21 protein-coding genes and 28 tRNA genes are annotated in these 24,628 nt (G+C 66.3%); 42 read left to right on the top strand and 7 right to left on the bottom strand.

What is annotated here, in order from left to right; translation table 11 throughout:
• Positions 1-119 precede the first annotated feature (119 nt).
• From SLQ33_RS17180 to SLQ33_RS17345, 34 genes are all read left to right on the top strand, one after another.
• Positions 120-1,589: an aldehyde dehydrogenase gene (locus tag SLQ33_RS17180; protein WP_319455062.1), complete on the top strand. Its 1,470-nt coding sequence runs from the start codon at positions 120-122 to the stop codon at positions 1,587-1,589.
• Between the two features lie 10 nt (positions 1,590-1,599).
• Entirely contained in the window at positions 1,600-2,364 is a 765-nt protein-coding gene (locus SLQ33_RS17185) for an SDR family oxidoreductase (protein WP_319455063.1), read from the top strand.
• Positions 2,361-3,221: an NAD(P)-dependent oxidoreductase gene (locus SLQ33_RS17190; protein WP_319455064.1), complete on the top strand. Its 861-nt coding sequence runs from the start codon at positions 2,361-2,363 to the stop codon at positions 3,219-3,221. Before SLQ33_RS17185 ends, SLQ33_RS17190 begins: the two co-directional genes overlap by 4 nt.
• A 2-nt stretch (positions 3,222-3,223) precedes the next feature.
• Positions 3,224-3,667 carry a carboxymuconolactone decarboxylase family protein gene (locus SLQ33_RS17195; RefSeq protein WP_319455065.1) on the top strand — a complete coding sequence of 148 codons (444 nt, stop codon included), beginning with the start codon at positions 3,224-3,226 and terminating at the stop codon, positions 3,665-3,667.
• The gene (locus tag SLQ33_RS17200) at positions 3,657-4,883 is read left to right on the top strand and encodes a hypothetical protein (protein WP_319455066.1); all 1,227 of its coding nucleotides are present in this window, start codon (positions 3,657-3,659) and stop codon (positions 4,881-4,883) included. Before SLQ33_RS17195 ends, SLQ33_RS17200 begins: the two co-directional genes overlap by 11 nt.
• A 599-nt stretch (positions 4,884-5,482) precedes the next feature.
• Positions 5,483-5,568 (top strand) — tRNA-Leu (locus tag SLQ33_RS17205).
• A gap of 14 nt (positions 5,569-5,582) precedes the next feature.
• A tRNA-Leu gene (locus SLQ33_RS17210) sits at positions 5,583-5,672 on the top strand.
• A 9-nt stretch (positions 5,673-5,681) separates the two neighbouring features.
• A tRNA-Lys gene (locus SLQ33_RS17215) sits at positions 5,682-5,757 on the top strand.
• A gap of 8 nt (positions 5,758-5,765) precedes the next feature.
• Positions 5,766-5,837: transfer RNA gene (locus tag SLQ33_RS17220), tRNA-Lys, on the top strand.
• Between the two features lie 22 nt (positions 5,838-5,859).
• Positions 5,860-5,931 (top strand) — tRNA-Gly (locus SLQ33_RS17225).
• A gap of 30 nt (positions 5,932-5,961) precedes the next feature.
• A tRNA-Trp gene (locus SLQ33_RS17230) sits at positions 5,962-6,039 on the top strand.
• Between the two features lies 1 nt (position 6,040).
• A tRNA-Pro gene (locus tag SLQ33_RS17235) sits at positions 6,041-6,117 on the top strand.
• A gap of 13 nt (positions 6,118-6,130) precedes the next feature.
• Positions 6,131-6,202: transfer RNA gene (locus SLQ33_RS17240), tRNA-Val, on the top strand.
• Between the two features lie 12 nt (positions 6,203-6,214).
• Positions 6,215-6,291: transfer RNA gene (locus SLQ33_RS17245), tRNA-Met, on the top strand.
• Between the two features lie 43 nt (positions 6,292-6,334).
• Positions 6,335-6,832, top strand: coding sequence for an HNH endonuclease (locus tag SLQ33_RS17250; protein ID WP_319455067.1), 498 nt, complete (start codon positions 6,335-6,337; stop codon positions 6,830-6,832).
• 63 nt (positions 6,833-6,895) lie between these two features.
• Positions 6,896-6,970, top strand: a tRNA-Asn gene (locus SLQ33_RS17255).
• A 12-nt stretch (positions 6,971-6,982) separates the two neighbouring features.
• Positions 6,983-7,067, top strand: a tRNA-Tyr gene (locus SLQ33_RS17260).
• A 9-nt stretch (positions 7,068-7,076) separates the two neighbouring features.
• A tRNA-Gln gene (locus SLQ33_RS17265) sits at positions 7,077-7,149 on the top strand.
• A 15-nt stretch (positions 7,150-7,164) separates the two neighbouring features.
• Positions 7,165-7,238, top strand: a tRNA-Gln gene (locus SLQ33_RS17270).
• Positions 7,239-7,254: 16 nt separating this feature from the next.
• Positions 7,255-7,328, top strand: a tRNA-Glu gene (locus SLQ33_RS17275).
• Between the two features lies 1 nt (position 7,329).
• A tRNA-Phe gene (locus SLQ33_RS17280) sits at positions 7,330-7,408 on the top strand.
• 5 nt (positions 7,409-7,413) lie between these two features.
• A tRNA-Glu gene (locus SLQ33_RS17285) sits at positions 7,414-7,485 on the top strand.
• Positions 7,486-7,490: 5 nt separating this feature from the next.
• A tRNA-Ile gene (locus SLQ33_RS17290) sits at positions 7,491-7,568 on the top strand.
• Between the two features lie 12 nt (positions 7,569-7,580).
• Positions 7,581-7,656: transfer RNA gene (locus tag SLQ33_RS17295), tRNA-Asp, on the top strand.
• A 2-nt stretch (positions 7,657-7,658) separates the two neighbouring features.
• Positions 7,659-7,731: transfer RNA gene (locus SLQ33_RS17300), tRNA-Ala, on the top strand.
• A gap of 16 nt (positions 7,732-7,747) precedes the next feature.
• Positions 7,748-7,836, top strand: a tRNA-Ser gene (locus tag SLQ33_RS17305).
• Positions 7,837-7,906: 70 nt separating this feature from the next.
• Positions 7,907-7,981, top strand: a tRNA-His gene (locus tag SLQ33_RS17310).
• 1 nt (position 7,982) lies between these two features.
• Positions 7,983-8,055 (top strand) — tRNA-Arg (locus SLQ33_RS17315).
• A gap of 16 nt (positions 8,056-8,071) precedes the next feature.
• A tRNA-Arg gene (locus tag SLQ33_RS17320) sits at positions 8,072-8,143 on the top strand.
• Positions 8,144-8,145: 2 nt separating this feature from the next.
• Positions 8,146-8,219: transfer RNA gene (locus SLQ33_RS17325), tRNA-Arg, on the top strand.
• 33 nt (positions 8,220-8,252) lie between these two features.
• Positions 8,253-8,326, top strand: a tRNA-Ile gene (locus SLQ33_RS17330).
• A gap of 15 nt (positions 8,327-8,341) precedes the next feature.
• Positions 8,342-8,419 (top strand) — tRNA-Thr (locus SLQ33_RS17335).
• 12 nt (positions 8,420-8,431) lie between these two features.
• Positions 8,432-8,519, top strand: a tRNA-OTHER gene (locus SLQ33_RS17340).
• A 12-nt stretch (positions 8,520-8,531) separates the two neighbouring features.
• Positions 8,532-8,603 (top strand) — tRNA-Arg (locus SLQ33_RS17345).
• 4 nt (positions 8,604-8,607) lie between these two features.
• Here SLQ33_RS17345 and SLQ33_RS17350 read toward each other — a convergent pair.
• Entirely contained in the window at positions 8,608-9,219 is a 612-nt protein-coding gene (locus SLQ33_RS17350; RefSeq protein ID WP_319455068.1) for a TetR/AcrR family transcriptional regulator, read from the bottom strand.
• Positions 9,220-9,234: 15 nt separating this feature from the next.
• Positions 9,235-10,464 (bottom strand): cytochrome P450, encoded by a 1,230-nt coding sequence (locus tag SLQ33_RS17355; RefSeq protein WP_319455069.1) that lies wholly within the window; start codon positions 10,462-10,464, stop codon positions 9,235-9,237.
• A 69-nt stretch (positions 10,465-10,533) separates the two neighbouring features.
• On the opposite strand from SLQ33_RS17355, the gene ddaH reads away from it, so the two are divergent.
• Positions 10,534-11,304 carry a dimethylargininase gene (ddaH, locus tag SLQ33_RS17360; RefSeq protein ID WP_319455070.1) on the top strand — a complete coding sequence of 257 codons (771 nt, stop codon included), beginning with the start codon at positions 10,534-10,536 and terminating at the stop codon, positions 11,302-11,304.
• A 13-nt stretch (positions 11,305-11,317) separates the two neighbouring features.
• The gene (purD, locus tag SLQ33_RS17365; RefSeq protein WP_319455071.1) at positions 11,318-12,586 is read left to right on the top strand and encodes a phosphoribosylamine--glycine ligase; all 1,269 of its coding nucleotides are present in this window, start codon (positions 11,318-11,320) and stop codon (positions 12,584-12,586) included.
• A 3-nt stretch (positions 12,587-12,589) separates the two neighbouring features.
• Here the strand turns inward: purD and SLQ33_RS17370 are convergent, their stop codons facing one another.
• Entirely contained in the window at positions 12,590-13,498 is a 909-nt protein-coding gene (locus tag SLQ33_RS17370) for an alpha/beta hydrolase (protein ID WP_319455178.1), read from the bottom strand.
• A gap of 104 nt (positions 13,499-13,602) precedes the next feature.
• Between SLQ33_RS17370 and SLQ33_RS17375 the strand changes: the two genes are divergently transcribed.
• Positions 13,603-14,253, top strand: a complete 651-nt coding sequence (locus SLQ33_RS17375) for a TetR/AcrR family transcriptional regulator (protein WP_319455072.1) — start codon at positions 13,603-13,605, stop codon at positions 14,251-14,253.
• Positions 14,254-14,273: 20 nt separating this feature from the next.
• Positions 14,274-15,122: a formyltetrahydrofolate deformylase gene (gene purU, locus SLQ33_RS17380; RefSeq protein ID WP_319455073.1), complete on the top strand. Its 849-nt coding sequence runs from the start codon at positions 14,274-14,276 to the stop codon at positions 15,120-15,122.
• A gap of 1 nt (position 15,123) precedes the next feature.
• Here purU and relZ read toward each other — a convergent pair whose 3' ends face one another.
• A complete protein-coding gene (gene relZ / locus SLQ33_RS17385; protein WP_319455074.1) occupies positions 15,124-16,869 on the bottom strand; it encodes a bifunctional ribonuclease/(p)ppGpp synthase in 1,746 nt (581 codons plus the stop codon).
• A 41-nt stretch (positions 16,870-16,910) separates the two neighbouring features.
• Between relZ and purB the strand changes: the two genes are divergently transcribed.
• Together purB and SLQ33_RS17395 are read left to right on the top strand one after the other, a co-directional pair.
• Positions 16,911-18,329 carry an adenylosuccinate lyase gene (purB, locus tag SLQ33_RS17390; protein ID WP_319455075.1) on the top strand — a complete coding sequence of 473 codons (1,419 nt, stop codon included), beginning with the start codon at positions 16,911-16,913 and terminating at the stop codon, positions 18,327-18,329.
• The gene (locus SLQ33_RS17395) at positions 18,326-19,555 is read left to right on the top strand and encodes a cytochrome P450 (RefSeq protein ID WP_319455076.1); all 1,230 of its coding nucleotides are present in this window, start codon (positions 18,326-18,328) and stop codon (positions 19,553-19,555) included. Before purB ends, SLQ33_RS17395 begins: the two co-directional genes overlap by 4 nt.
• 31 nt (positions 19,556-19,586) lie before the next feature.
• On the opposite strand, the gene SLQ33_RS17400 is transcribed toward SLQ33_RS17395, so the two are convergent.
• Both SLQ33_RS17400 and SLQ33_RS17405 read right to left on the bottom strand, forming a co-directional pair.
• Positions 19,587-20,447 (bottom strand): DUF559 domain-containing protein, encoded by an 861-nt coding sequence (locus SLQ33_RS17400; RefSeq protein WP_319455077.1) that lies wholly within the window; start codon positions 20,445-20,447, stop codon positions 19,587-19,589.
• Positions 20,448-20,548: 101 nt separating this feature from the next.
• Complete coding sequence (locus tag SLQ33_RS17405; protein ID WP_319455078.1) at positions 20,549-21,166, bottom strand: hypothetical protein; 618 nt, start codon at positions 21,164-21,166, stop codon at positions 20,549-20,551.
• 30 nt (positions 21,167-21,196) lie between these two features.
• On the opposite strand from SLQ33_RS17405, the gene SLQ33_RS17410 reads away from it, so the two are divergent.
• Both SLQ33_RS17410 and SLQ33_RS17415 read left to right on the top strand, forming a co-directional pair.
• Positions 21,197-22,096, top strand: a complete 900-nt coding sequence (locus SLQ33_RS17410) for a phosphoribosylaminoimidazolesuccinocarboxamide synthase (protein ID WP_319455079.1) — start codon at positions 21,197-21,199, stop codon at positions 22,094-22,096.
• Positions 22,093-24,237: a S9 family peptidase gene (locus tag SLQ33_RS17415; RefSeq protein ID WP_319455080.1), complete on the top strand. Its 2,145-nt coding sequence runs from the start codon at positions 22,093-22,095 to the stop codon at positions 24,235-24,237. The genes SLQ33_RS17410 and SLQ33_RS17415 overlap by 4 nt, the downstream gene beginning before the upstream one ends.
• Here the strand turns inward: SLQ33_RS17415 and SLQ33_RS17420 are convergent.
• Positions 24,166-24,609, bottom strand: a complete 444-nt coding sequence (locus tag SLQ33_RS17420; protein ID WP_319455081.1) for a DoxX family protein — start codon at positions 24,607-24,609, stop codon at positions 24,166-24,168. The genes SLQ33_RS17415 and SLQ33_RS17420 overlap by 72 nt on opposite strands.
• Between the last annotated feature and the right edge of the window lie 19 nt (positions 24,610-24,628).

Here is a 24,628-nt window from a genome sequence, read left to right on the forward strand (position 1 = left end):
ACGTGTGCGCCTTCGCGCCGCACCCTTGCAACGCGCACTCGTCTGAGGCTATGTTCGACTGAACACAGCCGGACAGCTGTCCAGGTGGTGACACCGGCATTTAGGACACAGGAGTTCGAATGGCGCTACTGGGCGATCGCGAGAGTCGACTGCTCATCGACGGGAAGCTGGTGGCCGGAAGTGGGGGCACGTTCCCGACGGTCAACCCGGCCACCGAGGAGACGTTGGGAGTCGCGGCCGACGCCACGGCCGACGACATGGACGCCGCGATCGGTGCGGCGCGCAGGGCGTTCGACGAAACCGACTGGGCGACCAACGTGGAGCTGCGGGTGCGGTGCATCCGACAGCTGCAACAAGCGATGCGCGACCACGTCGAAGAGCTGCGGGAATTGACCATTTCGGAGGTGGGCGCCCCGCGGATGCTGACGTCGATGGCGCAACTCGAGGGCCCGGTCGAGGATCTGAGCTTCTGCGCCGACACCGCGGAGTCGTACGCGTGGACCACCGACTTCGGCATCGCGTCGCCAATGGGCATCAAGACCCATCGCACCGTCGCGCGCGAGGCGATCGGCGTCGTCGGCGCCATCACGCCATGGAACTTCCCGCACCAGATCAACCTCGCCAAGCTCGCGCCTGCACTGGCCGCGGGCAACACCATCGTGCTCAAGCCGGCACCCGACACCCCTTGGGCCGCAGCGGTACTCGGTGAACTGATCCTCGAGCACACCGACATCCCCGCGGGCGTCGTCAACATCATCACGTCCAACGACCACGCCGTCGGCGCGCTGCTGTCCAAGGACGCGCGGGTCGACATGGTGTCGTTCACCGGATCGACCAACACCGGGCGGGCCGTGATGGCCGACGGTGCGGCGACGCTGAAGAAGGTGTTCCTCGAACTCGGCGGCAAGTCGGCGTTCCTGGTGCTCGACGACGCCGATCTCGCTGGCGCATGCTCGATGTCGGCGTTCACCGCGTCCATGCACGCGGGGCAGGGCTGCGCGATCACCACGCGGCTGGTCGTCCCCCGGGCACGGTACGACGAGGCCGTCGAGGCGGCCGCGGGCACCATGGCCGGGCTGAAGCCGGGTGACCCCAACGACGCGGGCACCATCTGCGGGCCGGTGATCTCGGAGCGTCAGCGCGACCGGATTCAGGGCTACCTGGATTCGGCCATCGCCGAGGGGGGCAAGTTCGCTTGCGGCGGTGGGCGACCCGCGGATCGCGACACGGGATTCTTCATCGAGCCCACCGTGATCGCCGGCCTCGACAACAACGCGAAGGTGGCACGCGAGGAGATCTTCGGTCCGGTGCTGACGGTCATCGCCCACGACGGCGACGACGACGCGGTCCGCATCGCCAACGACTCGCCGTATGGATTGTCGGGCACCGTGTTCTCGGCCGACGAGGAGCGTGCGGCAGGCATCGCGGCGCGCATGCGCGTCGGCACCGTCAACGTGAATGGCGGTGTCTGGTATTCGTCGGACATGCCGTTCGGTGGCTACAAGCAATCCGGCATCGGCCGGGAGATGGGGCTCGCAGGCTTCGAGGAGTACCTCGAGACCAAAGCGATTGCCACGGCAGCGAACTAAGGAGACGTCAGTGGGACTTTATGGGGATCAGTTCAAGGAGAAGGTGGCGATCGTCACCGGCGCCGGTGGTGGCATCGGCCAGGTGTACGCCGAGGCGCTAGCGCGCGAGGGGGCGGCCGTCGTCGTCGCTGACATCAACGTCGAGGGTGCCCAGAAGGTGGCCGACGGCATCAAGGGCGAGGGCGGCAACGCGCTCGCAGTGCGGGTGGACGTGAGCGATCCCGACTCCGCCAAGGAGATGGCTGCTCAGACCCTTTCGGAGTTCGGCGGCATCGACTATCTGGTGAACAACGCCGCGATCTTCGGTGGCATGAAGCTGGACTTCCTCGTCTCCGTCGACTGGGACTACTACAAGAAGTTCATGAGCGTGAACATGGATGGTGCGCTGCTGTGCACCCGTGCCGTCTACCGCAAGATGGCCAAGCGGGGCGGTGGCGCGATCGTCAACCAGTCGTCCACTGCCGCATGGCTGTACTCCAACTTCTATGGCCTCGCGAAGGTCGGCATCAACGGCCTGACGCAGCAGTTGGCCACCGAACTCGGCGGCCAGAACATTCGCATCAACGCGATCGCGCCGGGGCCCATCGACACCGAGGCCAACCGGACGACCACGCCCCAGGAGATGGTCGCCGACATCGTCAAGGGGATTCCGTTGTCACGGATGGGCGAACCCGAGGATCTCGTTGGAATGTGTCTCTTCCTGTTGTCGGATCAGGCCAGGTGGATCACCGGTCAGATCTTCAACGTCGATGGCGGACAGATCTTCCGCTCATGAGCGACGCGAAGCTGGGGTACATCGGGCTGGGCAATCAGGGCTTGCCGATGGCCAAGCGGCTCGCGGACTGGCCCGGCGGTCTGGTCGTCTTCGACGTCCGCACCGAGGCCATGACCCCGTTGGCCGAGCTTGGAGCGACACTCGCCGATAGCGTGGCCGATGTCGCCAAGGCCGACGTCATCAGCGTCACCGTGCTCACCGACGCGCAGGTGCGTGAAGTGGTCGGCGAACTCGCCGCGCACGCCAAGCCGGGCACCGTCATCGCGATCCACTCCACGATCGAGCCCGGTACGGCAGGCGAACTCGCTGAGCAGCTGCGGCCCAAGGGTATTCACATCGTCGATGCTCCCGTCAGCGGTGGCGCCGGCGCCGCAGCCAAGGGTGAGCTTGCCGTCATGGTGGGGGCGGACGACGATTCCTACGACGTGGTCAAGCCGGTGTTCAAGCAGTGGGCCTCGATGGTGGTCCGCGCCGGCGACCCGGGAGCGGGCACCCGGATGAAGCTGGCCCGCAACATGTTGACCTACATTGGCTTCGCCGCCGCGTGCGAGGCGCAGAAGTTGGCGGAGGCGTCCGGGATCGACCTGCAGAAGCTGGGGCGGGTGGTGCGGCACAGCGACGCGCAGAGTGGCGGCCCCGGCGCGATCATGGTCCGCGACGACACCAAACCGCTGCAGCCCGACCACTTCGTGCACGACATGTTCGTCCACACCCGCGGGCTCGCCGAGAAGGACCTGGGGTTGGCACTCGCGCTCGGCGAGGCCGCCGGGGTGGAACTGCCGCTGGCGGAGATAGCGTTGCGGGACCTGGCGGCCGGACTTGGTGTGCCGCATACGACTTCGACGACGAAGGGGTAGCCATGGACGAGCTGCGCAAGAAGGGCCTCGGCAAGATGAACGAGGTGTATTCGTGGGAGATGCCGAACATCGAGGGTGATGCGTACTTCGACCTCACGGTGGATCACCTGTTTGGCACGATCTGGTCCCGCCCCGGCCTCTCGATGCGCGACAAGCGGATCATGACGTTGGCCGTGGTGACTGCGCTCGGGTTGCAGGACCTGACCGAGGTTCAGGTGAATGCCGCACTCGCCAACGACGAGCTCACCGAGGACGAGCTCAAGGAGATGGCGATCTTCTTGACTCACTACGTGGGCTTCCCGTTGGGTTCCGGACTCAACGGGGTGGTCGGACGCGTCGTCGGCAAGCGGAAGAAGGCCGCGGCCAAGGGTGGCGGCGAGGACAAGAAGGCGAACGTCGACGCCGCCGTCCGCATGCACGCGACCGGTTCGATCGATGACAAGTAGGTACGCCGCGCTCTCGCGCGACGAGCTCGCCACGTTGGTACCCGAACTGCTGTTGATCGGCCAGCTCATCGACCGGTCCGGAATGGCCTGGTGCATATCGGAGTTCGGCCGCGAAGAGATGCTGCAGATTGCGATCGAGGAGTGGGCCGCGTCGAGCCCGCTCTACACCAAGCGGATGCAGAAGGCGCTGAAGTACGAAGGCGTCGACGTCATCACGATCTTCAAGGGGCTGCAGCTCGACATCGGCGCCCCACCGCAGTTCATGGACTTCCGGTACGTCGTGCACGACCGCTGGCACGGCGAGTTCTACCTCAACCACTGTGGCGCGCTGATGGACGTCGAGCCGATGGGCGTGGACTACGTCCAAGGCATGTGCCACGACATCGAGGACCCGACGTTCGACGCCACTGCACTGGCCACCAACCGCAGAACCCAGGTGCGGCCCATCCACCGCCCGCCCCGGGTGCCGTCCGATCAGCACCCCCATTGCAGATGGACGGTGATCATCGACGAGTCGTACCCGGAGGTGCCGTTCATCCCGGCCATGGACGTCGTCGGAGCTAGTCGTGCACATAGCACCGAACTCGACCCGATCGACCCGAATGACGAAGGCATGGCCGACTATTCGGGCGCACTGCTGTCCGACGTCGACTTCGGCGCCTTCTCGCACTCGGCGCTGGTGCGCATCGCCGACGAAGTCTGCCTTCAGATGCATCTGCTGGTGCTGTCGTTCACGCTGGCCGTACGGGCTCGCGCGGGCAGCGATGCGGCGCTGGAGCAGTCGATCCGCACCAAGCAGCTGATCGGGATCGCCGGGGTCGCCGCCGAACGAATCCACAAGGCGCTCAAGCTTCCCGGTGGCGTGCGAGGGGCCCTGCGGGTCTTGGAACTACATCCGCTGCTGAACCCCGCGGCCTACGTGTCCGTGGACGTCGACCCGGACTTCGTGCACGTGCGCCGCTCCCCGGCCTACGAGGACGGGTCCTGGATCTCGTTGGTGTCGCCCGTCGCGGATCTTCCGCTTCAGGCCATCGTTCAGGCGGTAGATCCTCACCTGCGTGCCGAGGTAACCGGCACCGAATCCGACTGGACCGTACGCGTCATCGAAACCGACACCGCCGCAAAGGAGTTGCCCGAGGTCGCGGTGTGCAAGTTCAGCGGTGGAGCGACCTGGGTCTTCGAGGACCGGAAGTCGCTGCCGCTCACGGTGGTCTAGGGCCGCGCTCGGCGATCACCTAGGTCGCCTAGGCTAAGCGGATTCCACGCATCTAGCCAGTTCGTGAGCTGAATGCGGCGTTTCAGTGGGCAAAAAATCCCTAGAGAATGTCTAACCACGCTGCTACCGTTGATGTCGTGACCATGTTCCGTCGCGACTATGACCGGCTCGCCGGGATGCACACGGCATCCTCGGCGGCTTTGTCGTGCGCGGAACTCAGGAATGTCGCGGTCTGGATGATCCAAGCTGAGCGCCGCGGCGGCTTCAGCCAGCCCAGTCGCTTCCGGTTATTCCGTCAGCCTTCCGCCCCATCAGTGGGCGTGCGCCCCGATCGGAAGCTAGGGCCAGAAGAACAATCTCATAAAAATCTCACCCTTGGTGTTTGCGCTGCTAGGAACGTCGCCTGACATTCCTATCGTTTGGTGCACCCAAATGCATTGCGCACCACCATATTCCGGTGAAATAACCGCTCGACATCGCATGTTGTGTGATGCACCATGATTACCAGCAGCGCACCCCGGTTGGCCGGTGTGCACAGCGGCCCGGCGCGAATCAGTGTGCCGTGTCAGGACTTTGAGAACTACACAGTGATGGCATCCGCGCTCGTGGCGGAATCTTTGGTAGACGCGCCCGGCTCAAACCCGGGTGCCCAACGGGCGTGCAGGTTCAAGTCCTGCCGAGCGCACTTCGTGGTGTCGAGCGTCCGTGACGGAATTGTGGGAGACGTGCCGGATTCAGACTCCGGTGCCCTGATTGGGCGTGCAGGTTCGACTCCTGCCGGACGTACCACACCCTGTCGGGTCGTTGGTGAAAACGCGTATCACTCTTGGCTTTTACCCTTGCGTTCCGGGTTCGAGTCCCGGGCGACCCACCACGACACAAGCGCCGTTAGCTGAGTTGGGATAGCACCAGATTCTTAATCTGGGGACGGGGGATCGAAACCCTCACGGCGCACATCGTTTTCAGCAGTGCACACGCCGGTGAGGTGTACCAGGCTGCACATCAGTCCTCCAAACTGAAAGGGCGAGTTCGAGGCTCGTCACCGGCTCAACCCACCGCCCTGCGAACGGGCGGATCTACGGATGTAGCTCAACTGGTAGAGCCGTGGTCTCCAAAGCCGCGTGAGTTGGGGGTTCGAGTCCCTCCATCCGTGCCAGCGGGATGTGGCGCAACTTGGGAGCGCACCTGGTTTGGGTCCAGGAGGTTGCACGTTCAAATCGTGTCATCCCGACCAACGACGCACCAATGCCCCCGTAGCTCAGCGGGAGAGCACCTGCCTTACAAGCAGGTTGTCGGGAGTTCAAATCTCTCCGGGGGCACGTCAAGCACGCTGCGCGGTAGGACAGTTCGGCAGTCCGCCGGGCTCATAACCCGGAAGTCGCAGGTTCAAATCCTGCCCGCGCAACCACAACGCCGACATGGCACCGACACGGAAAGGAGGTACGCGCCCCATGGCGATCTTGATGCCTAATCTGACCGTTGAGGTCTACAACGCCGACTACCGCGTGCTGTCCCGAATTCCGTGGCAGGAGGCGGTCCAGCTGATCCTGCGCGGCGCGGTTTACATCGTCGACGTCCACAATCCGGCGGTGCACGTTCGCAGTCCATCGCTGGTGCTCGAGCTACCGATATCGGTGGCGCTGCACGAGTACGTGCACATCCCCTACAAGCCCCACAGCGACAATCGGGTCACTCGCGAGGGGGTGCTGCGCCGCGACCGGCACATCTGTGTCTACTGCGGCGGGCTGGCCGACACCGTCGACCACGTGCTGCCGCGCTGTCGCGGTGGCGGGGACACGTGGTTCAACCTGGTAGCGGCTTGCCAGGCGTGCAACGGCCTCAAGGGCGACCGCACTCCGGCCGAGGCCGGGTTGAGCATGATGCGTGAGCCCTTCGAACCCAAGCAGCGTGACCGGTTCCGGTGCGCTCCGGCGCCGGCGCTGGTTTGACGCCGGCGGCGAGCGGGCGAAGGCCCACAAAGCCCTCGCCCGCTCGCTGCCCGGCGGCCCTGTTCCCCGGTCGGTTAACCGGTAAACCAACGGATTGTTAATCCGTGACTGTAGGTTCGAGTCCTGCTCGGGGAGCCAATGAGATGCCATGCGTGCGAGGCGAATAGCTAGTCGCAGCTGTCCGTAAAGCAGCCGCCTTCGGGCTCAGGGGGTTCAAATCCCTCCGCACGCACCACTCACCCATTGACCCGTGGTGTAATTCGGTAGCACGGCTGATTCTGGATCAGTCAATCTAGGTTCGAGCCCTGGCGGGTCAGCAGCGAACAACGCTATGCCTCGTGGGGTAATCGGGTAGCCCACCGGATTTTGGTTCCGGACAGTTCAGGTTCGAGTCCTGACGAGGCAGCACACGTGATGCCCGTGGTCCGTTGGTGTAGGGGTAGCACACCTGGTTCTCAGCCAGACGGCAGGAGTTCGACTCTCCTACGGACTGCCACGCCGTTGTAGCTCAGTGCAGGAAGAGCGTCCGCTTGAAACCCGGAAGGATCACAGGTTCGACTCCTGTCGGCGGCACCACCAAGGCCCCGTTCGGATATGGGTTAGTCTCCCGCTCTTTCAAGGCGGGGGAGCGGGTTCGAGTCCCGCACGGGGTGCTCGACGTCCGGTAGCTCAGTCGGTCAAGAGCGCCGCTCTGATACAGCGGAGGCCGGAGGTTCAATCCCTCCCCGGACGACCACAGTTCATCGTTGGCCATGTAGCTCAGTGGTGAGAGCGCCCGCCTGTCGAGCGGGAGGACGCGGGTTCAAGTCCCGTCATGGTCGCCAAAGGGGAATTAGCTCAGCCGGAAGAGCGCCTGCCTTGCAAGCAGGAGGCCAGGGGTTCGACCCCCCTATTCTCCACTCGAACAGCACCTTTGGAGGCGTGGCAGAACGGTAATGCAGCTCGTTGCTAACGAGCCGCCGCGTCACACGCGGCTGGGGGTTCGAGTCCCTCCGCCTCCGCCACCGGGCAGCCTGCGGACCCGATCACAGGTATGGCGTCGCCATGCGACGCACAACGCAGCCCAACCTCATGGCGGTCGTGGTGTAACGGCAACACAGTGGCGTGTGACTCCACAGTCGATGGGTTCAACTCCCTCCGATCGCCCCAAGCCCTTGTAGCGCAACGGACAGCGCGCCGGTTTCCGAAACCGGAGGCTGCAGGTTCGACTCCTGCCAAGGGCGCCGCCGCAATGTGAAAGCCCCTGTAGCTCAACGGAAAGAGCGCCAGTCTACGACGCTGAGGGTGGGAGTTCGATTCTCTCCAGGGGCACAGCCCGCGTAGCTCAACGGACAGAGCGCCGGTCTCCTACACCGGACTTGTGTGGGTTCGAGTCCCGCCGCGGGCACGCAAAGACGTCGATACACGACAGGATGTCCGGGCGCCGGGAGCACGGTTGGTGGGTGCGGCACGCTTATAACGTGATGGTCGCGGGTTCGATTCCCGCCCGGCGCACCGCGTTTCACCATTGCCGGATTAGCTCAACAGGTTCAAGAGCACCTGTCTTGTAAACAGGCGGCGCGGGTTCGAGTCCTGCATCCGGCTCCACTCACCACCCTGGGAAGGCAGCGCCATGCGTTGGCAAAGCGGCTTTGAACACCGTGCCGGGCGTCATGTCCCGAAGGTTCGATTCCTTTGCCTTCCGCCAACTTCTTGCAGCGCCTCCGTAGCTCAACGGACAGAGCGGCGAGCTTCTACCTCGCGGGTGCGGGTTCAACTCCCGCCGGAGGCTCGTGTTACGTGTGGACCTCCCCTGCGGGCAACATCGAACCCGCCACCCACCGTCGCATGTAGTCGCGCAGTTGCTGACCCGTACGCGGGGGCCGGCCCGGGTCGATGACGAACGACTGAATGATCCGCAGCAGGTGCTCGGCGAACTCGTCGAGCTCGTCGTCGGAGTAGCCAACCGCGGCCCAGTCGACGTCGAACTGGCGCAGCATCGAGTGGGCGAAGTCCTGCGCGACGTCCGACGTCACCGACTCGGTATGCGGGTTCGGCCGCCCAGACATCAGGAGCAACCCGAGATGCTTGTCCTCCGGCAACCACTCGAGGGTGGTGGCCACTGCCTCCGCGACCGCGTCGGCCGGGTCGGTGATCCCTCGCAGATGCGTCGCCAACCGGTCCTGAAACCCGCTGGCCGCGTGCACGGCGGCCGCCACGAGCAGCGCGTCGGTGCTGGGGAAGTACCGGTATACCGTCTGCCGGGTCACCCCGAGCGTGCGGGCCACGTCGGTGATGCTGACGTCGGCTCCGCGCTCGTCGATCGCCTGGCTCGCGGCCGTCAGGATCCGTGCGACGGCCTCGTCATCCGTCGCAGGGGCCGAGCCCGACCAGCCGTGGGTACGCACGGCGGAATCGTACTGCTATCCCTGGTAGGAGACTGCCAACCGCTTGACCCCGTTTAGCCACCCCGACCGAAGCCGTTGCGGCTCGGACAGTTTGGAAATATCGGGAATCTGGTCGGCGATCTCGTTGAAGATCAGCTTGATCTCCATGCGCGCCAGGTTGGCGCCGATGCAGAAGTGCGCGCCGTTGCCGCCGAATGCCAGGTGCGGGTTGGGGTCTCGGCTGATATTGAACTCGAAGGGCCGGTCAAAGACCGCGTCGTCGTAGTTGGCCGAACTGTAGAACAGGCCGGCGCGCTGGCCCTCGCGGATCGTAACGCCACCGAGTTCGGTGTCGGCGAGTGCCGTGCGCTGGAAGCAGTGCACGGGCGTGGCCCAGCGGACGATCTCGTCGGCGGCGGTGTCGGGCCGCTCGCGCTTGAACAGCTCCCACTGATCGGGGTTGTCGAAGAACGCATTCATGCCGTGTGTCATGGCGTTGCGGGTGGTCTCATTGCCCGCGACCGCGAGCAGGATCACGAAGAACGCGAACTCGACTTCACCCATGGCCTCGCCGTCGATATCGGCCTCGATCAGCCGGGTGACGATGTCGTCGGCCGGGCAGCGGCGACGTTCCTCGGCCATGTTGTAGGCGTAGCCCATCAACTCAGCGTTGGCGGCGACATAGTCCGCCTCGAAGTCCGGGTCGTCGGTGTTCATGATCGCGTTGGTCCAGTGGAACAGCTTCTCCCGGTCCGCCTCGGGCACGCCGATCAGGTCGGCGATGGCCAGCAGCGGCAGCTTCATCGCGATGTCGTCGACGAAGTCGCCGCTCTCCTTCTCCTTTGCGGCGGCGACGATTTCGCGGGCGGCGACCGCGAGCTTCTCCTCGAGCTTGGCGACGGCCCTCGGCGTGAAGAGCCGCGACACGATCTTGCGCAACCGGGTGTGCTCGGGCGCGTCGTGGTTGATCAGCAGCGCCTTGGTCACCTCGAGTTGCTCGGGTTCGGTGCCTTCGGGCAGCCGCATCACGACACCCTTGCGATTGGTCGACCACAGGTCGCCATCGCGCGAGATCGACTTGATGTCCTCGTGACGGCTGATCACCCAGTAGCCGCCGTCGTCGAAGATCGACTCGGGCTGCTCGTTCCACCACACCGGTGCGGTCTTGCGCAGCTCGGCGAACTCGGTGACGGGGATGCCCTTGAGCAGGACGTCGGGGTCAGTGAAGTCGTAGCCGGGTCCGAACGGACATGTGCTCTGCGTCATACCTAGACCATACATCGCTATGTCAAGTGTATGGCCGACGCGATTCGTGGCTGACCGTACGATCGAACCGTGCATGCCAAACGGGCATTAGTGCGCCGGCCCAGCCCGCGCCTGGCAGAGGGGCTGCTCACCCACATCGAGCGGTCGGCCATCGACGCAGACCTCGCGATGAGGCAGTGGGAGGGCTACGTACAGACCCTCGTCGATGCCGGGTGGAGTGTGGCCGAGGTCGAGCCCGCGCCCGACTGTCCCGACAGCGTGTTCGTCGAAGACCCCGTCGTGGTCTACGGCGACCTTGCTGTCATCGCGCGTTCTGGTGCCGTCGAACGGAGGCCGGAGGCCCAGGGTGCCGAGAAGGCAGTCGCTGAGTTGGGTTATCGCATCGCGCACATCGAGGCGCCCGGCGTGCTCGACGGTGGTGACGTTCTGAAGCACAGTGGAACTGTCTACGTGGGGCAGTCCGAACGCACCAACGCCGAAGGGATCCGCCAGTTGGCCCAGTACCTGGCGCCGTTCGGTGCGACGGTGATTGCGGTCCCGCTGACCAAGGCGCTGCACCTCAAGTCCGCAGTAACCGCACTGCCGGACGGAACCATCATCGGTTACCAGCCGGTGGTCGACGACCCGTCGGTCTTCGAGGTGTTCCTCGCGGTGCCCGAGGAGCCTGGCGCCCACGTCGTCTTGCTTGGCGACGGAAAGCTGCTGATGTCGTCACGCGCTCCACAGACCGCCGCCCTGCTGCAGGCACGCGGGTACGAACCGGTGCTCGTCGATATCGGCGAGTTCGAGAAGCTCGAGGGATGTGTGACGTGCCTTTCGGTACGGCTGCGCGGCGTCTGATTAGGGTGTGCCTGTGCGCGTCCTAGTGATCGGATCCGGAGCTCGTGAACATGCGCTGCTGCTAGCACTGCGCCGTGACCCCGATGTGGAGGAGCTGGCCGTCGCCCCCGGCAACGCGGGCACCAACGCCGTCGCCGTCCAGCACGACGTCGACATCACCTCCGGCGAGGCGGTCGTCGCACTCGCGCAGCGCATCGGCGCCGACCTGGTGATAATCGGGCCCGAAGTGCCCCTCGTACTCGGCGTCGCCGATGCGGTCAGGGCGGCGGGCATCGCGTGCTTCGGACCGTCGAAGGACGCCGCCCGCATCGAAGGCGCCAAGTCGTTCGCGAAGGACGTCATGGCCGCCGCCGGAGTCCGCACCGCCACCAGCGAGATCGTCGACAACCCCGCCCGCCTCGACGCTGCGCTCGATCGCTTCGGGCCCGCCGCAGGCGAGCAGGCCTGGGTGGTCAAGGACGACGGACTCGCCGCGGGCAAGGGCGTCGTCGTCACCACCGACCGAGACATCGCGCGCGCTCACGCCGCCAGCCTGCTGGACTCCGGCCATCCCGTGCTGCTGGAGTCGTTCCTCGACGGGCCCGAGGTGTCGTTGTTCTGTGTCGTCGATGGCGAGACGGTGGTCCCGCTGCTGCCCGCGCAGGACTTCAAGCGCGTCGGCGACGGCGACACCGGCCCCAACACCGGTGGCATGGGCGCCTACACCCCGCTGCCGTGGCTGCCCGACGAGGTGCTCACCTCCATCGTCGACGAAGTGGTCAAACCGGTTGCCGCCGAACTAGTCCGGCGAGACAGTGCCTTTCAGGGTCTGCTGTACGCCGGCCTCGCGATCACCTCGCGCGGGCCTGCCGTCGTCGAATTCAATTGCCGCTTTGGCGATCCGGAGACGCAGGCCGTGCTGGCGCTGCTCGACAGCCCGCTCGGCCAACTGTTGCGTGCGGCTGCCACCGGTGAGCTGGCGGCCCAGCCCCCGCTGCGCTGGCGCGACGGATCCGCGGTGACCGTGGTGCTCGCCGCCGAGAACTACCCGGGTCGGCCGCGGGTCGGCGACGTCATCGTCGGCTCCGACGCCGACGGCGTGCTACACGCCGGAACCACCCGCCGCGACGACGGAACCATCGTCTCGTCCGGTGGTCGTGTGTTGTCCGTGGTCGGAACGGGTGCCGACCTCGCGACGGCACGCGACGCCGCGTATGCGGTGATGAGCTCGATCCGGTTGCCGGGCAGCCACTTTCGCACCGATATCGGACTTGCCGCAGCCGAAGGTCGAATCAGCGTCTAATCGCTAGGCGACAAGCAGCGGTGCCAGCCAACTGATCTCGGCGGGTAGCTGCGAACTCCAGAACCCACCGTCGTGGCCGCCGGGGGAGAAGCCGCCCGACGGCGGGCTGGGCAGCTGGGCGATGTACTGCTTGGTCGCCGAGTAGAACGGATCGCCATTGCCGCAGTCGATTCGGATCGGAATCGAGCCGAGTGCCGGAAGCCCCCACACGCTGTTCGCGGCGTAGTCGTCCGCGCTATCGAAGGCGCCCGGCGCCGTCGCACCCGACGACGTCCACAGTGCAGGACTGACCGCGCAGATCGCCGCCGTCCGTGCAGGCCCGAGGCGCGCGCCCAACAGCAGCGCGCCGTAACCGCCCATCGACCAACCGAGGAACCCGACGCGCGACGTGTCGAGGCCCTGACCGCTCAGCATCGGAATCAACTCGTCGAGCACCATGGCGCCGGAATTCTCGCCCGATGACCGCCCGTGCCAGTAGCTTCCGCCCCCGTCCACGGCGACCACCGCAAACGGCGGAAGGCCCGCAGCGACGGCCTGGGCCAGGCCCTGCTCGACGCCGCCCGCCATCACCCCGGCCGCGTCCTGTCCCTTACCGTGCAGCGCGATGACGGGCCGCAGCGCAGCGGTCTGCCCCGGCGGACGCGCGATCGCCCAATTGGTACTCACCCCGCCGCGGGCTGCCGACACGAATGATCCAGTCACGTACGTCGGGGCGGGGGCGGCCGCGGGCTCGAGCGGCAGCGTCGGCGGCGCCAGCGGGGCGCCGACACCCGTCATGGACACCGGCGGCGCGGTAACCGTCGGTTGGGTCAGCGTCGAGCCGAGGACGTACGCACCCGCCGCGCCTGCGGCGGCGCCAACTCCGAGGCGGAGCACCGCTCGACGGCTGACGTCTGGCATGCGGGCCATCATGCCATCGGCGGCGGGCAGCCCCACCTTGGGGACCGAGCCGACTTTCCTGTGTAGACGCTTAAGCTTCGCCGAAAGCGCGATACCGCCTGACCTTTGCTGGCAGCATGCAATGCGTGACAGCAGCGGCCACTCCCAAAGGAGAACGGCGCCGGTACGCGCTGGTCAGCGCGGCCGCTGACTTGCTGTGCGAAGGCGGCTTCGACGCCGTACGACACCGTGCCGTGGCGCGTCGCGCCGGGCTTCCGCTGGCGTCCACTACGTACTACTTCTCCTCCCTCGACGACCTCATCGCGAAGGCCGTCGAACACGTCGGCATCCGCGAGGTTCAACAGCTCCGCGAACGCGTCGACACGCTCTCGCGGCGACGGCGCGGAGCCGAGTCCACCGCCGACGTCCTGGTGGATCTTCTGGTGGGCGACGGTCCAGGAACTTGGAGTTCGGAGCAACTGATCTCCCGCTACGAGCGCTACATCGCGTGCGCCCGACAGCCGGCGCTGCGCGATGCTCAGCGCCGCATCATGAAGCAGCGCAGCGATGCCGTCGTCGAGGTGGTCGAGCGGTCGGGTCGGGCGGTGCGCTCGGAACTGATGACGGCCTTGGTGTGCGCGGTCGACGGGGCCGTGGTTGCCGCGCTCGTCGGCGTCGGCGAGGGACCGCGCGCGACGGCCCGCGCCACCTTGATCGACGTCATCGACGTGCTGGCTCCGACGACCGAGTTCGAGCCTCTAACGGCGACGATCGACGCATCTGGGTGATGCGCCCGGCGCGGGTCACGATGAATCGGTCGCACATACTGACGCTGCACTGCGCGGATCGCCCGGGCATCGTCAGCGCCGTCACGACGTCGCTGTTCGAATCGAACTGCAACATCACCGATGCTCAGCAGTTCAACGACGAGCTCTCCGGTCAGTTCTTCGCGCGCATCGAATTCAAGTCCCTCGCCGACGAATTCGACTCCGGCCCGTTGGAGGCGGTGCTGACCGCGCTGGGTGCCGCGTGGACGTTACAGCCGAGTGACTACCAAATGCGGGTGCTGATCCTGGTGTCCCAACTCGACCATTGTCTGGTGGATCTGCTTTACCGTTGGCGCACAGCCGATCTCAACATGGAGATCGTGGCAGTCGTGTCCAACCATCCGATCGACGCGTTCGAACGCGTCAACTTCGGAGCCGTGCCATTTCACCACCTGCCCGTCGCCGCGGACACCAAGATCGGTCAGGAGGATCGACTCCGAGAACTGATGGGGGAGTACGCCGTCGACCTCGTCGTGCTGGCGCGCTACATGCAGATCCTGTCCAGCGAACTCAGCACCGAGCTCGCCGGGAGGGCCATCAACATCCACCACTCGTTCCTCCCGGGGTTCAAGGGCGCCAAGCCGTACCACCAGGCCCACGCCCGCGGCGTCAAGCTCATCGGCGCCACGGCTCACTACGTCACCGCCGAACTCGACGAGGGACCGATCATCGTCCAAGACGTCGAACCCGTCTCCCACCGCGATACTCCCGAACAGCTCGTCCGCAAGGGCCGCGACATCGAGCGACGGGTCCTGGCCGCGGCAGTGCACTACCACCTCACCGGGCGCGTCCTGCTCAACGGCCGCACCACCGTCGTCTTCCGAGACTGACTCACTCCGCGCGGGGGAGCCGTTCAAGCCTGTGCTGCAACAGGTCTCGCCGGTGGGCGTTTCCGTGCAGGTCCAGATACCGTTGCCCGAACACGGCCAGCAGGACGTCGTCGAGCCTGCGCACGGCACCCGCCGGGTAGCGGTAGCCCATCGCGACGTTGATGGCGTCACCGTCGACGCCGTCGAGCACCGCGCTGAGTTCGTCGAGCGACGTGATGCCCAATTCGAGCAGCAGCCCCGAGATCCAGCCGTAGTGGTCGGTCCGGGACCACCCGGCGTCGGCGTACCGATTGCCGAGATACGTCGCCAGCACCGGCGTCGTGATGCGCGGGTCGGACTCGTCGTCGGGCGCTTGCTCTTCGACCACGCCTGCGCGCAAGCGTTCCCGGATCGCGGCGAACTCGCCATCGGCAAGCTCGAGCAGGCCGGCAGCCAAGGTGAACCGGCGATCCAGATCGGGGGCGTGCTCGGCGGGTATCGAACCCTTGTACCGGATGTCGTGCTCGAACTCCGCCCACGCGTGCTGCAACACGGTGCGGATCTGGATCGAGGCGGGCTGCTGCTCGCCCTCCACCCCGACCAAGAGGTGTCGGCTGGCGTAGCCCCATCGGCCTTCGCGCGCGGTTTCGACACCCCAGTCGCGGTCCTCGAGCAATCGCAGTTCGTCGCCGAGCAGCGAAGCAACCGTGGCGACGTCGTCGCGCAGGTAGGTGATGACGCGCAAGCCGATCTGGTCGGTGATCTCGGACAGCGGGTCAGTGAACAGGGGCCGGTCGTCCACCCTGCGCGTCGCCTTGCCTGCGAACGACTCGACCGTCTTGGTGCGGGCGGTGATGCTGAGGTAGTTGATGCCCGCGTCGTCGAGCAGCGCCGTCACCAACTGCAGGTAGTGATCCGTCGACGCGACCAGAGCCGGGCGCCTGGCGTCGTACTCGGTGACGGCCGCCCTGATTGCGGGATCGGCCGCGGCGCCTGTGTTGGGCTCGCGCGCCGGCCGACGTCCGGCCCGTGGCGCAGCCGGCTTGCGCGCTTCCGGCAGTGTCGGCGTGACGATGTAACCGGATTCGAAGTCGCCGTAGACGGTCACGTCCTCCGGCCGGTGATACCAGCAGAGGGCGACGTAGGCGCACACGACGGCGTCGACGGGGTCTTCGTCGCGGTCGAGCTGGCTCAGCTTGGTGGCGGCCTCCACCCGCTTGCGCAGCTCGACCCAGGCGACGCTGCGGTTCACCCGTAGCCGCGGCGACGCGTCGTCGAGCCCCTCCACCAGGGTCATCAACCGCAGTAGCTCGCGCTGGCGTTCGTCGAACGGCCCCTTCTTGTACTTGAGCGTCTTCTCCAGTTGGAACAACACCACCGTCGCCGGGTGCGGATAGACCTCGATCGCGCGCCGGGGGCCGCCTGACGCCGGGTCCATGTCGAGACCGAGCGCCGCCGCCAACCGCGCGCCGCGGGGATGCTTGAACTCGGGCTTGCTGGTGTTGGAGGGGCGGGCGCCCGCGTCGAACCGCTGGAAGTCGCGGTTGAGCGCCACCTCGCACGGGCGCGCGCCCGTCGGGTTCTTGACGATCAGGGGCGCGTCGATGGCAACCAGGCATTCTTCGCCGACATAGGGCGCCACGATGGCCTCGATACTCGCGTCGTCCTGCGCGATGCCGACGTGCAGCAGCCGGCCGTCGGCGTCCGCCACGGCGACACCGGTTTGGTTCCGTTCGCCCCACGCGAGGTCCAGTCCGATGAAGTACACAACGGCTAGCTTGCCTCACGGGGACCGTAAGCTGTGTGTTCGTGACGATCCCGAATGTCCTGGCCAATCGATACGCCAGCGACGACATGTTGGCCATCTGGTCACCCGAGGCCAAGATCGTCGCCGAACGCAGGCTGTGGCTCGCCGTGCTGCGCGCGCAGTCCGAACTCGGCGTCCCGGTGCCCTCTGGCGTGGTCGGCGACTACGAGGCGGTGGTGGGTGACGTCGACCTGGCGTCGATCGCCGCGCGCGAACGGGTGACCCGTCACGACGTCAAGGCGCGCATCGAGGAGTTCAACGCGCTCGCCGGCCACGAACACGTGCACAAGGGCATGACGAGTCGCGACCTCACGGAGAACGTCGAACAACTCCAGATCCGGCAGTCGCTGGAACTGGTGCACTCCCACGGCGTGGCGGTGGTGGCGCGGCTGGCCGAGCGTGCGGTGCTGTATCGCGACCTGGTGATGGCGGGGCGTTCGCATAACGTCGCCGCGCAGGCCACCACGCTGGGCAAGCGGTTCGCGTCGGCGGCCGAGGAGACGATGCTTGCGCTGATCCGGCTGGCGGAGCTCGTCAACCGCTACCCGCTGCGCGGGATCAAGGGCCCGATGGGCACCGCCCAGGACATGCTGGACCTGTTCGACGGCGACGCCGCGAAGTTGGACGAACTGGAGCGTCGCGTCGCCGACTTCCTCGGTTTCAACGTGGTGTTCACCAGCGTCGGGCAGGTCTACCCGCGGTCGCTGGACCACGACGTCGTCTCTGCCTTGGTGCAGCTGGGCGCTGGGCCGTCGTCGCTAGCGCACACGATCCGGCTGATGGCGGGGCACGAGCTCGTCACCGAGGGCTTCGCGCCGGGGCAGGTCGGGTCGTCGGCCATGCCGCACAAGATGAACACCCGTTCGTGCGAGCGGGTGAACGGCCTCCAGGTGGTGTTGCGCGGGTATGGGTCGATGGCGGCCGAACTCGCTGGCGCGCAATGGAATGAGGGCGACGTGTTCTGCTCGGTGGTACGCCGGGTGGCGCTGCCGGACGCGTTCTTCGCGGTTGACGGGCAGATCGAGACGTTCCTGACGGTGCTCGACGAGTTCGGTGCCTACCCGGCGGTGATCCAACGGGAGCTGGACCGCTACCTGCCGTTCCTGGCGACCACCCGGATCCTGATTGCGGCGGTGCGGGCGGGTGTCGGGCGCGAGACGGCGCACGAGGTCATCAAGGAGCACGCGGTGGCCGTCGCGCTGGCGATGCGCGAAAAGGGTTTGGAGCCAAACCTCTTGGACAGGCTGGCGGCCGACCCGCGGTTACCTTTGGACCGAGCTGCTTTGGACGCGGCGCTGGCGGATCGGGCGGCGTTCACGGGTGCCGCTGGGGCGCAGGTGGATTCAGTGGTAGCCGCCGTCAGTGAGTTGGTCAGCCAGTTCCCGGAAGCGGCGAAGTACACCTCGGGGGCCATTCTGTGAGCTCGACGGGGGTGCTGGCGGGGGTCGACTTGACCGACCTGGACAACTTCGCGTCCGGGTTCCCGCACTCGCTTTTCGAGGTACATCGGCGTGAGGCGCCGGTCTACTGGCACGAAGCCACCGAGCACACCCCTGACGGCGAAGGCTTCTGGTCCGTCGCTACTCATGCGGAAACGCTTGCGGTGTTTCGTGATCCCGAGACGTACTCGTCGGTGACGGGCGGTTCGCGGCCGTTCGGCGGAACGCTGCTGCAGGACCTGTCCATCGCCGGTCAAGTGCTCAACATGATGGACGACCCGAGGCATTCGCAGATTCGTCGGCTGGTGTCCTCGGGGTTGACGCCGCGGATGATCGGGCTGGTCGAGGACGATCTGCGCTTGCGCGCCCGTCGGCTGCTGGACTCGGTGGAGCCGGGGGTTCCGTTCGACTTCTTGGTCGACGTCGCCGCGGAACTGCCGATGCAGATGATCTGCATCCTGCTGGGAGTGCCGGAATCCGAACGTCATTGGTTGTTCGAGGCGATCGAGCCGCAATTCGACTTCGGTGGCTCGCGCACGGCCTCGGTTGGGCAGTTGTCGGCCGAGGATGCGGCGTCCCGGATGTACACCTACGGCCAGGAGTTGATCGCGTCCAAGCGTGCGGAGCCCACCGACGACATGTTGTCCGTGGTCGCGAACGCCTCCGTGGCCGACGGGGAATTGTCGGACCTCGAGATGTACCTGTTCTTCAGTCTGCTGTTCAGCGCGGGCGCCGAGACTACCCGCAACTCGGTGGCAGGAGGACTGCTGGCCCTGATCGACCACCCCGACCAGATGCGCTTGCTGCGTGACGATTTCGACAAGTTGCCGACGGCGATCGAAGAGATGGTGCGCTGGACGTCGCCGTCACCGTCGAAGCGGCGGACCGCCACCCGTGACGTCTCGCTTGGCGGATGCGCGATCCAGGCTGGGCAGAAGGTGCAGATATGGGAGGGCTCGGCGAACCGCGATTCCTTGGTGTTCGCCGACGCGGATGTCTTCGACGTCACACGGAAACCCAACCCGCACTTGGGGTTCGGGCAGGGCGTGCACTACTGCCTCGGCGCCAACCTCGCGCGGCTCGAGCTTCGCGTGCTCTTCGAAGAACTGCTGACGAGGTTCTCGTCGGCGCGGCTGGTCAAGCCCGTCGAGTGGACGCGTAGCAACCGGCACACCGGCATCCGCCATCTAGTGGTCGCCCTCCAGTGATTTCGGCGCGGTTTTGCCCGCTCACCGTCCGTTAGCGCGCCGAAATCGCCTGGCGGATTGTGGCAATCACGCGGTCGGGGTACTCGGTGAGGTCGATCCACGTGAACCTGAGCACTTGCCAGCCTGCGAGCGCGATGGCGTTCTGACGCACACGGTCGCCATGAAAGTCGTCGGCGTCGCTGTGGAAGGCCAGGCCGTCAACCTCGATCGCCACCTTGGGCCCGACGAACGCGACGTCGACTTTGTAGCCTGCAACCGGGTAGTTCGCTTTCCAGCCGGTGATACCCGCACTCTTCAACAGTTGGACCATGAGTCGCTCCGCCGCAGAGCGAGCGCCGTCGTCGGCTGCCTGCAGCAGTCGCCGTGCCGCTGGTGAGCCGTATCGCCCCTTGTTGCGGAGGTGTGCGTTCCATAGCGGGCGCAGCTCGACATGACGTTGCAATGCAGCGTCCATGAGCTTCGGTCCTCCGCCGCGCCTGACCGCGGCTTCGATCACGGTCAGCGGCAGCGCAGTTACCTGCAGGCCGTTGTGCTCGACGATGTCCGCGTCGCGAAGGTTGCGCCGCCTGACGCGACAACCCGGATGACAACGCCCGTGGCTGTCGCGCGGCACCGTGACTTCGACGACGTCGGGTGCAAATCTGGTGACCTTGAGCCACCAGGCAGCCGCCAAGCCGCTTGCGGCCGCCCGATCCCCGTACGCCCACACCGCTGCGCGGATGCGGGCGCCATCGGTGAACGGGCGGTCATCGGCGAAGAACACTCCGCGGGAGCAGCGTCGCCAGTGGCCGGATTCGACGCGGCGTTGAACCGCTTTCCCGCTGAGGCCCACGCGTCTCGCCTGGGCGAGCGTGATGACACCGTCGTGGCGGCGCAGGTGATCGTCGAGCACGTCGAATAGGACGGTGAGTCGCGATGAACGGTTCCACTTGCTGTGACTTCGGCGCGCTAACGGACGGTGACCGGGCGAAAGCGCGCCGAAATCGCTGGGGGTTAGGACTTGCGGGCGATGCCTGCCGAACGGAGCTCGAGATTCGCCAGGCCGCGGATCGCGATGACGTCATCGCGGCGCCAGGCGCCGACGGGGTCGATGCTGACCTCCGCGAGCCTGGCCAGCGGCCGGTTGGCCAGCGCGCGCAACGCCAGCAGCTGCTCGCCCGCTGGCGTCGCGGCCAGGGCGAGCGCCGTCCACTTGCGCCGGAAGAATCGCACCCGCAGATACAGCCACGGCATCGCGACTGCCAGGATCGGCGGTGCTGCGACCGCCAACGCCAGCACCCACGCCAGCCAACTGGCCGTCGTATCGAGGCTCTGGCCCGCGCCGGCGATGTCCAGCGCGGCCCCGCTCGCGGCGCGCAGCGGCTTGCTCAGCGCCTCGCCCACCAGCGGGACGTCGTCGACGCTGTCGCCCGCCGAGTTCAGATTGCCCGCGACGCCGGTGGCTCCGCCCTGAACTTGCCTGCCGACCTCCGCGATGGTGGTGATCGCGGCGTGCACGGCCATACCGACCAGCACCCACACCGCCGCCCACACCACGAGGACGATGTCACTGATCAGTTGTGCCAGCAGCCGCCCGGGCGTGGTGGCATACGGGACGTAGCGAGAACTCATGCCTGAGATCCCAGCAGATAGTCTTGCGCGATGCGTCCCGCTTTGACCGACTACGAACATTTGGCCAGCGGCAAGGTTCGCGAGCTCTACCGGATCGACGACGACCATCTGCTGTTCGTGGCCAGTGACAGGATCTCCGCCTTCGACTACATCCTGGACAGCGAGATCCCCGACAAGGGCCGCATCCTCACGGCGATGAGCGTCTTCTTCTTCGACTTCCTGGAGCAGGCGGTGCAGGCGCGCAACCACCTCGCCGGTCCGGCCGACGACGAACGCATCCCCGAAGCGGTGCTCGGCCGTGCGTTGGTGGTGCGCCGGCTGGAGATGCTGCCGGTGGAGTGCGTCGCTCGCGGCTACCTCACCGGATCGGGGATCATCGACTACCGCAAGACCGGACAGGTGTGCGGCATTGCGCTGCCGGAGGGGCTCACCGAGGCGAGCAAGTTCGCCGAGCCGCTGTTCACCCCGGCGACGAAAGCCGAACTGGGGCAACACGACGAGAACGTCTCGTTCGAACACGTCGTCGGCGTGATTGGCGCGGACCTGGCGGCGCAGCTGCGCGATCGCACCCTCGAGCTCTACTCGGCGGCCGCCGCGCATGCGCTCTCGAAGGGAGTCATCATCGCGGACACCAAGTTCGAGTTCGGCGTCGACGAACAGGGTGCCGTGGTGCTGGCCGACGAGGTGTTCACCCCCGACTCGTCGCGGTACTGGTCCGCCGAGGATTATCAGGAAGGCGTCGTGCAACCGAGCTTCGACAAGCAATTCGTGCGCAACTGGCTGACAGGCCCGGACTCCGGCTGGGACCGCGCCGGTACTGAGCTGCCACCCGCGCTGCCGCCAGACGTCGTGTCCGCGACGAGGGCTCGATACATCGAGGCGTACGAACGCATTTCGGGACTCTCCTTCGAGAATTGGATCGGTGCATGACCGCTCAGCCGCCGATCGCCAAGCGCGTAGACGTTCGCCGGGAACATCACGGCGACGTCTTCATCGACCCCTACGAATGGATGCGCGACAAGTCCGACCCCGAGGTCACTGCGTACCTCGAGGCGGAGAACGCCTACGTCGAGCAGGAGACCGAGGTGCTGGGGCCGCTGCGGCAGGCGATCTTCGACGAAATCAAGGCGCGCACCAAGGAGACCGACCTCTCGATCCCCACCCGGCGCGGCGACTGGTGGTACTACGGCCGCAGCTTCGAGGGCAAGCAGTATGGAGTGCAATGTCGTTGCCCGGTAGGCGATCCCGACGACTGGACGCCGCCAGAGTTCGACGAGACCACGGAGATTCCCGGCGAGCAGGTGCTGCTCGACGAGAACGTCGAGGCCGAGGGGCACGACTTCTTCTCGCTGGGGGCGGCCTCGATCAGCCTCGACGGCGACACGCTGGCGTATTCGGTCGACGTCGCCGGCGACGAGCGATACACGCTGCGGTTCAAGGACCTCCGCACCGGGGCGCTCTACGACGACGTCATCGAAGGCATCGGTGCCGGAGTCACCTGGGCGGCGGACAATCGCACCGTCTACTACGTCACCGTCGATGACGCGTGGCGTCCCGACACCGTGTGGCGCCACCGGATCGGTGCGGGGCTGACCGGCGCAAAGGTCTATCACGAAGCCGACGAGCGGTTCTGGATCTCGGTTGGCCGCACGCGAAGCAACAAGTACGTGTTCATCGCCGCGGGCAGTTCGGTGACCAGCGAGGTGTTCTACGGCGACGCAGCGGACCCCGAGACTGGGTTCACGTCGATCCTGCCGCGCCGCGAACTCGTCGAGTACTCGGTCGATCACGTGGTGGTCGGCGATGAGGACCGATTCCTCATCCTGCACAACGACGGCGCCGAGAACTTCACCCTCGTCGAGGCTCCGGTGAGCGACCCCACCGCGTTTCGCACACTCATCCCGCACCGCGACGACGTCCGGCTCGACGACGTCGACACGTTTGAACACCACATCGTCGTGAGCTACCGCAGCGAGGCGCTGCCCCGCATCCAGTTGTGGCCGATCTACCCGGACGGCAACTACGGGCACCCCGAGGACATCACCTTCGAGACCGAACTGACGTCGTGCGGCTTGTCGGCAAACCCCAACTGGTCGGCGCCGCGGCTGCGAGTCGGCACCACGTCGTTCGTGGTGCCGGTGCGCATCTACGACATCGACCTGGCGACGGGCGAGCGCACGCTGCTGCGCGAACAACCGGTGCTCGGCGACTACCGCCCCGAGGAGTACGTCGAGCGCCGCGACTGGGCCGAGGCGCCCGACGGCGCACGCATTCCGATTTCGATCATTCACCGTGCGGGACTGCAATTTCCGGCACCCGCCCTGCTGTACGGCTACGGCGCCTACGAATCGTGTGAGGATCCGCGCTTCTCGATCGCGCGGCTCTCGCTGCTCGACCGCGGCATCGTCTTCGTCATCGCCCACGTGCGTGGTGGCGGCGAGCTTGGCAGGCCGTGGTACGAGCACGGCAAGCTGCTGGAGAAGAAGAACAGCTTCACCGACTTCATCGCCGTGGCAAGGCATCTCATCGCGACGGACGTCACGCGTGCGGAGAACTTGGTGGCGTACGGTGGTAGCGCGGGCGGGCTGCTGGTGGGCGCGGTGAGCAACATGGCGCCGGAACTCTTCGCTGGCGTGCTGGCGCAAGTTCCGTTCGTCGACGCGCTGACGACCATCCTCGATCCGTCGCTGCCGCTCACCGTCACGGAGTGGGACGAGTGGGGCAACCCGCTCGCCGACGAGCAGGTGTACGAGTACATGAAGTCGTACACCCCGTACGAGAACGTCGAAGCCAAGCAGTATCCGGCGATATTGGCGATGACGTCGCTCAACGACACCAGGGTGTACTACGTCGAGCCAGCGAAATGGGTTGCCGCCCTTAGGCACACCGCGACCGGCAACGTATCGGTGTTGCTCAAGACCGAAATGGTCGCCGGTCACGGTGGGATCAGCGGCCGCTACGAGCGGTGGAAGGAAGCTGCGTTCCAGTACGCGTGGGTGCTAGCCACCGCAGACCGCGACCACCACGGCAGCGGCCAGGTAGACCACCTCTTCCGCGGTCCGAACGGATAGCCGCGAGGTCATCGACTTCGGCGCATTGGGCATCCGCGCCGCATGGATGTTGGCGGGGAACATCGCCAACATCAACAGGAACAGGCACACCGCGGCCGCGACGCGGGTGGGCGGGTACAGCAGCCCGACCGCTCCGAGCAGCTCGAGCACGCCGGTGATGGTCACCAGCAGCGCGGGAGCGGGCAGCCACGGCGGCACGATCGCGATCATGTCGCGCCGCAGGCCTACGAAATGCGCGACGCCCGTCATCGTGAACATCACCGCAAGGCCGACGGCGATCGCCTGCGGCCAGCCGTCGACGTACTCGACGCCCAGCCATCCGACCAGGCGTGCGACGAGGCTTCCGAGGACCAATGCGAGAAACACGGCCACGATGACCTCCTAACTAGAC

Source organism: Mycobacterium sp. RTGN6 (assembly GCF_033804605.1).
Taxonomy (GTDB): Bacteria; Actinomycetota; Actinomycetes; order Mycobacteriales; family Mycobacteriaceae; genus Mycobacterium.

Coding starts and splice junctions, on each gene's coding strand:
- SLQ33_RS17180 (WP_319455062.1), top strand. CDS start 120: ATGGCGCTACTGGGCGATCGCGAGAGTCGACTGCTCATCGACGGGAAG.
- SLQ33_RS17190 (WP_319455064.1), top strand. CDS start 2,361: ATGAGCGACGCGAAGCTGGGGTACATCGGGCTGGGCAATCAGGGCTTG.
- SLQ33_RS17195 (WP_319455065.1), top strand. CDS start 3,224: ATGGACGAGCTGCGCAAGAAGGGCCTCGGCAAGATGAACGAGGTGTAT.
- SLQ33_RS17200 (WP_319455066.1), top strand. CDS start 3,657: ATGACAAGTAGGTACGCCGCGCTCTCGCGCGACGAGCTCGCCACGTTG.
- SLQ33_RS17250 (WP_319455067.1), top strand. CDS start 6,335: ATGGCGATCTTGATGCCTAATCTGACCGTTGAGGTCTACAACGCCGAC.
- SLQ33_RS17355 (WP_319455069.1), bottom strand. CDS start 10,464: ATGACGCAGAGCACATGTCCGTTCGGACCCGGCTACGACTTCACTGAC.
- SLQ33_RS17370 (WP_319455178.1), bottom strand. CDS start 13,498: ATGATGGCCCGCATGCCAGACGTCAGCCGTCGAGCGGTGCTCCGCCTC.
- SLQ33_RS17375 (WP_319455072.1), top strand. CDS start 13,603: ATGCAATGCGTGACAGCAGCGGCCACTCCCAAAGGAGAACGGCGCCGG.
- purU (WP_319455073.1), top strand. CDS start 14,274: ATGAATCGGTCGCACATACTGACGCTGCACTGCGCGGATCGCCCGGGC.
- SLQ33_RS17405 (WP_319455078.1), bottom strand. CDS start 21,166: ATGAGTTCTCGCTACGTCCCGTATGCCACCACGCCCGGGCGGCTGCTG.
- SLQ33_RS17410 (WP_319455079.1), top strand. CDS start 21,197: ATGCGTCCCGCTTTGACCGACTACGAACATTTGGCCAGCGGCAAGGTT.
- SLQ33_RS17415 (WP_319455080.1), top strand. CDS start 22,093: ATGACCGCTCAGCCGCCGATCGCCAAGCGCGTAGACGTTCGCCGGGAA.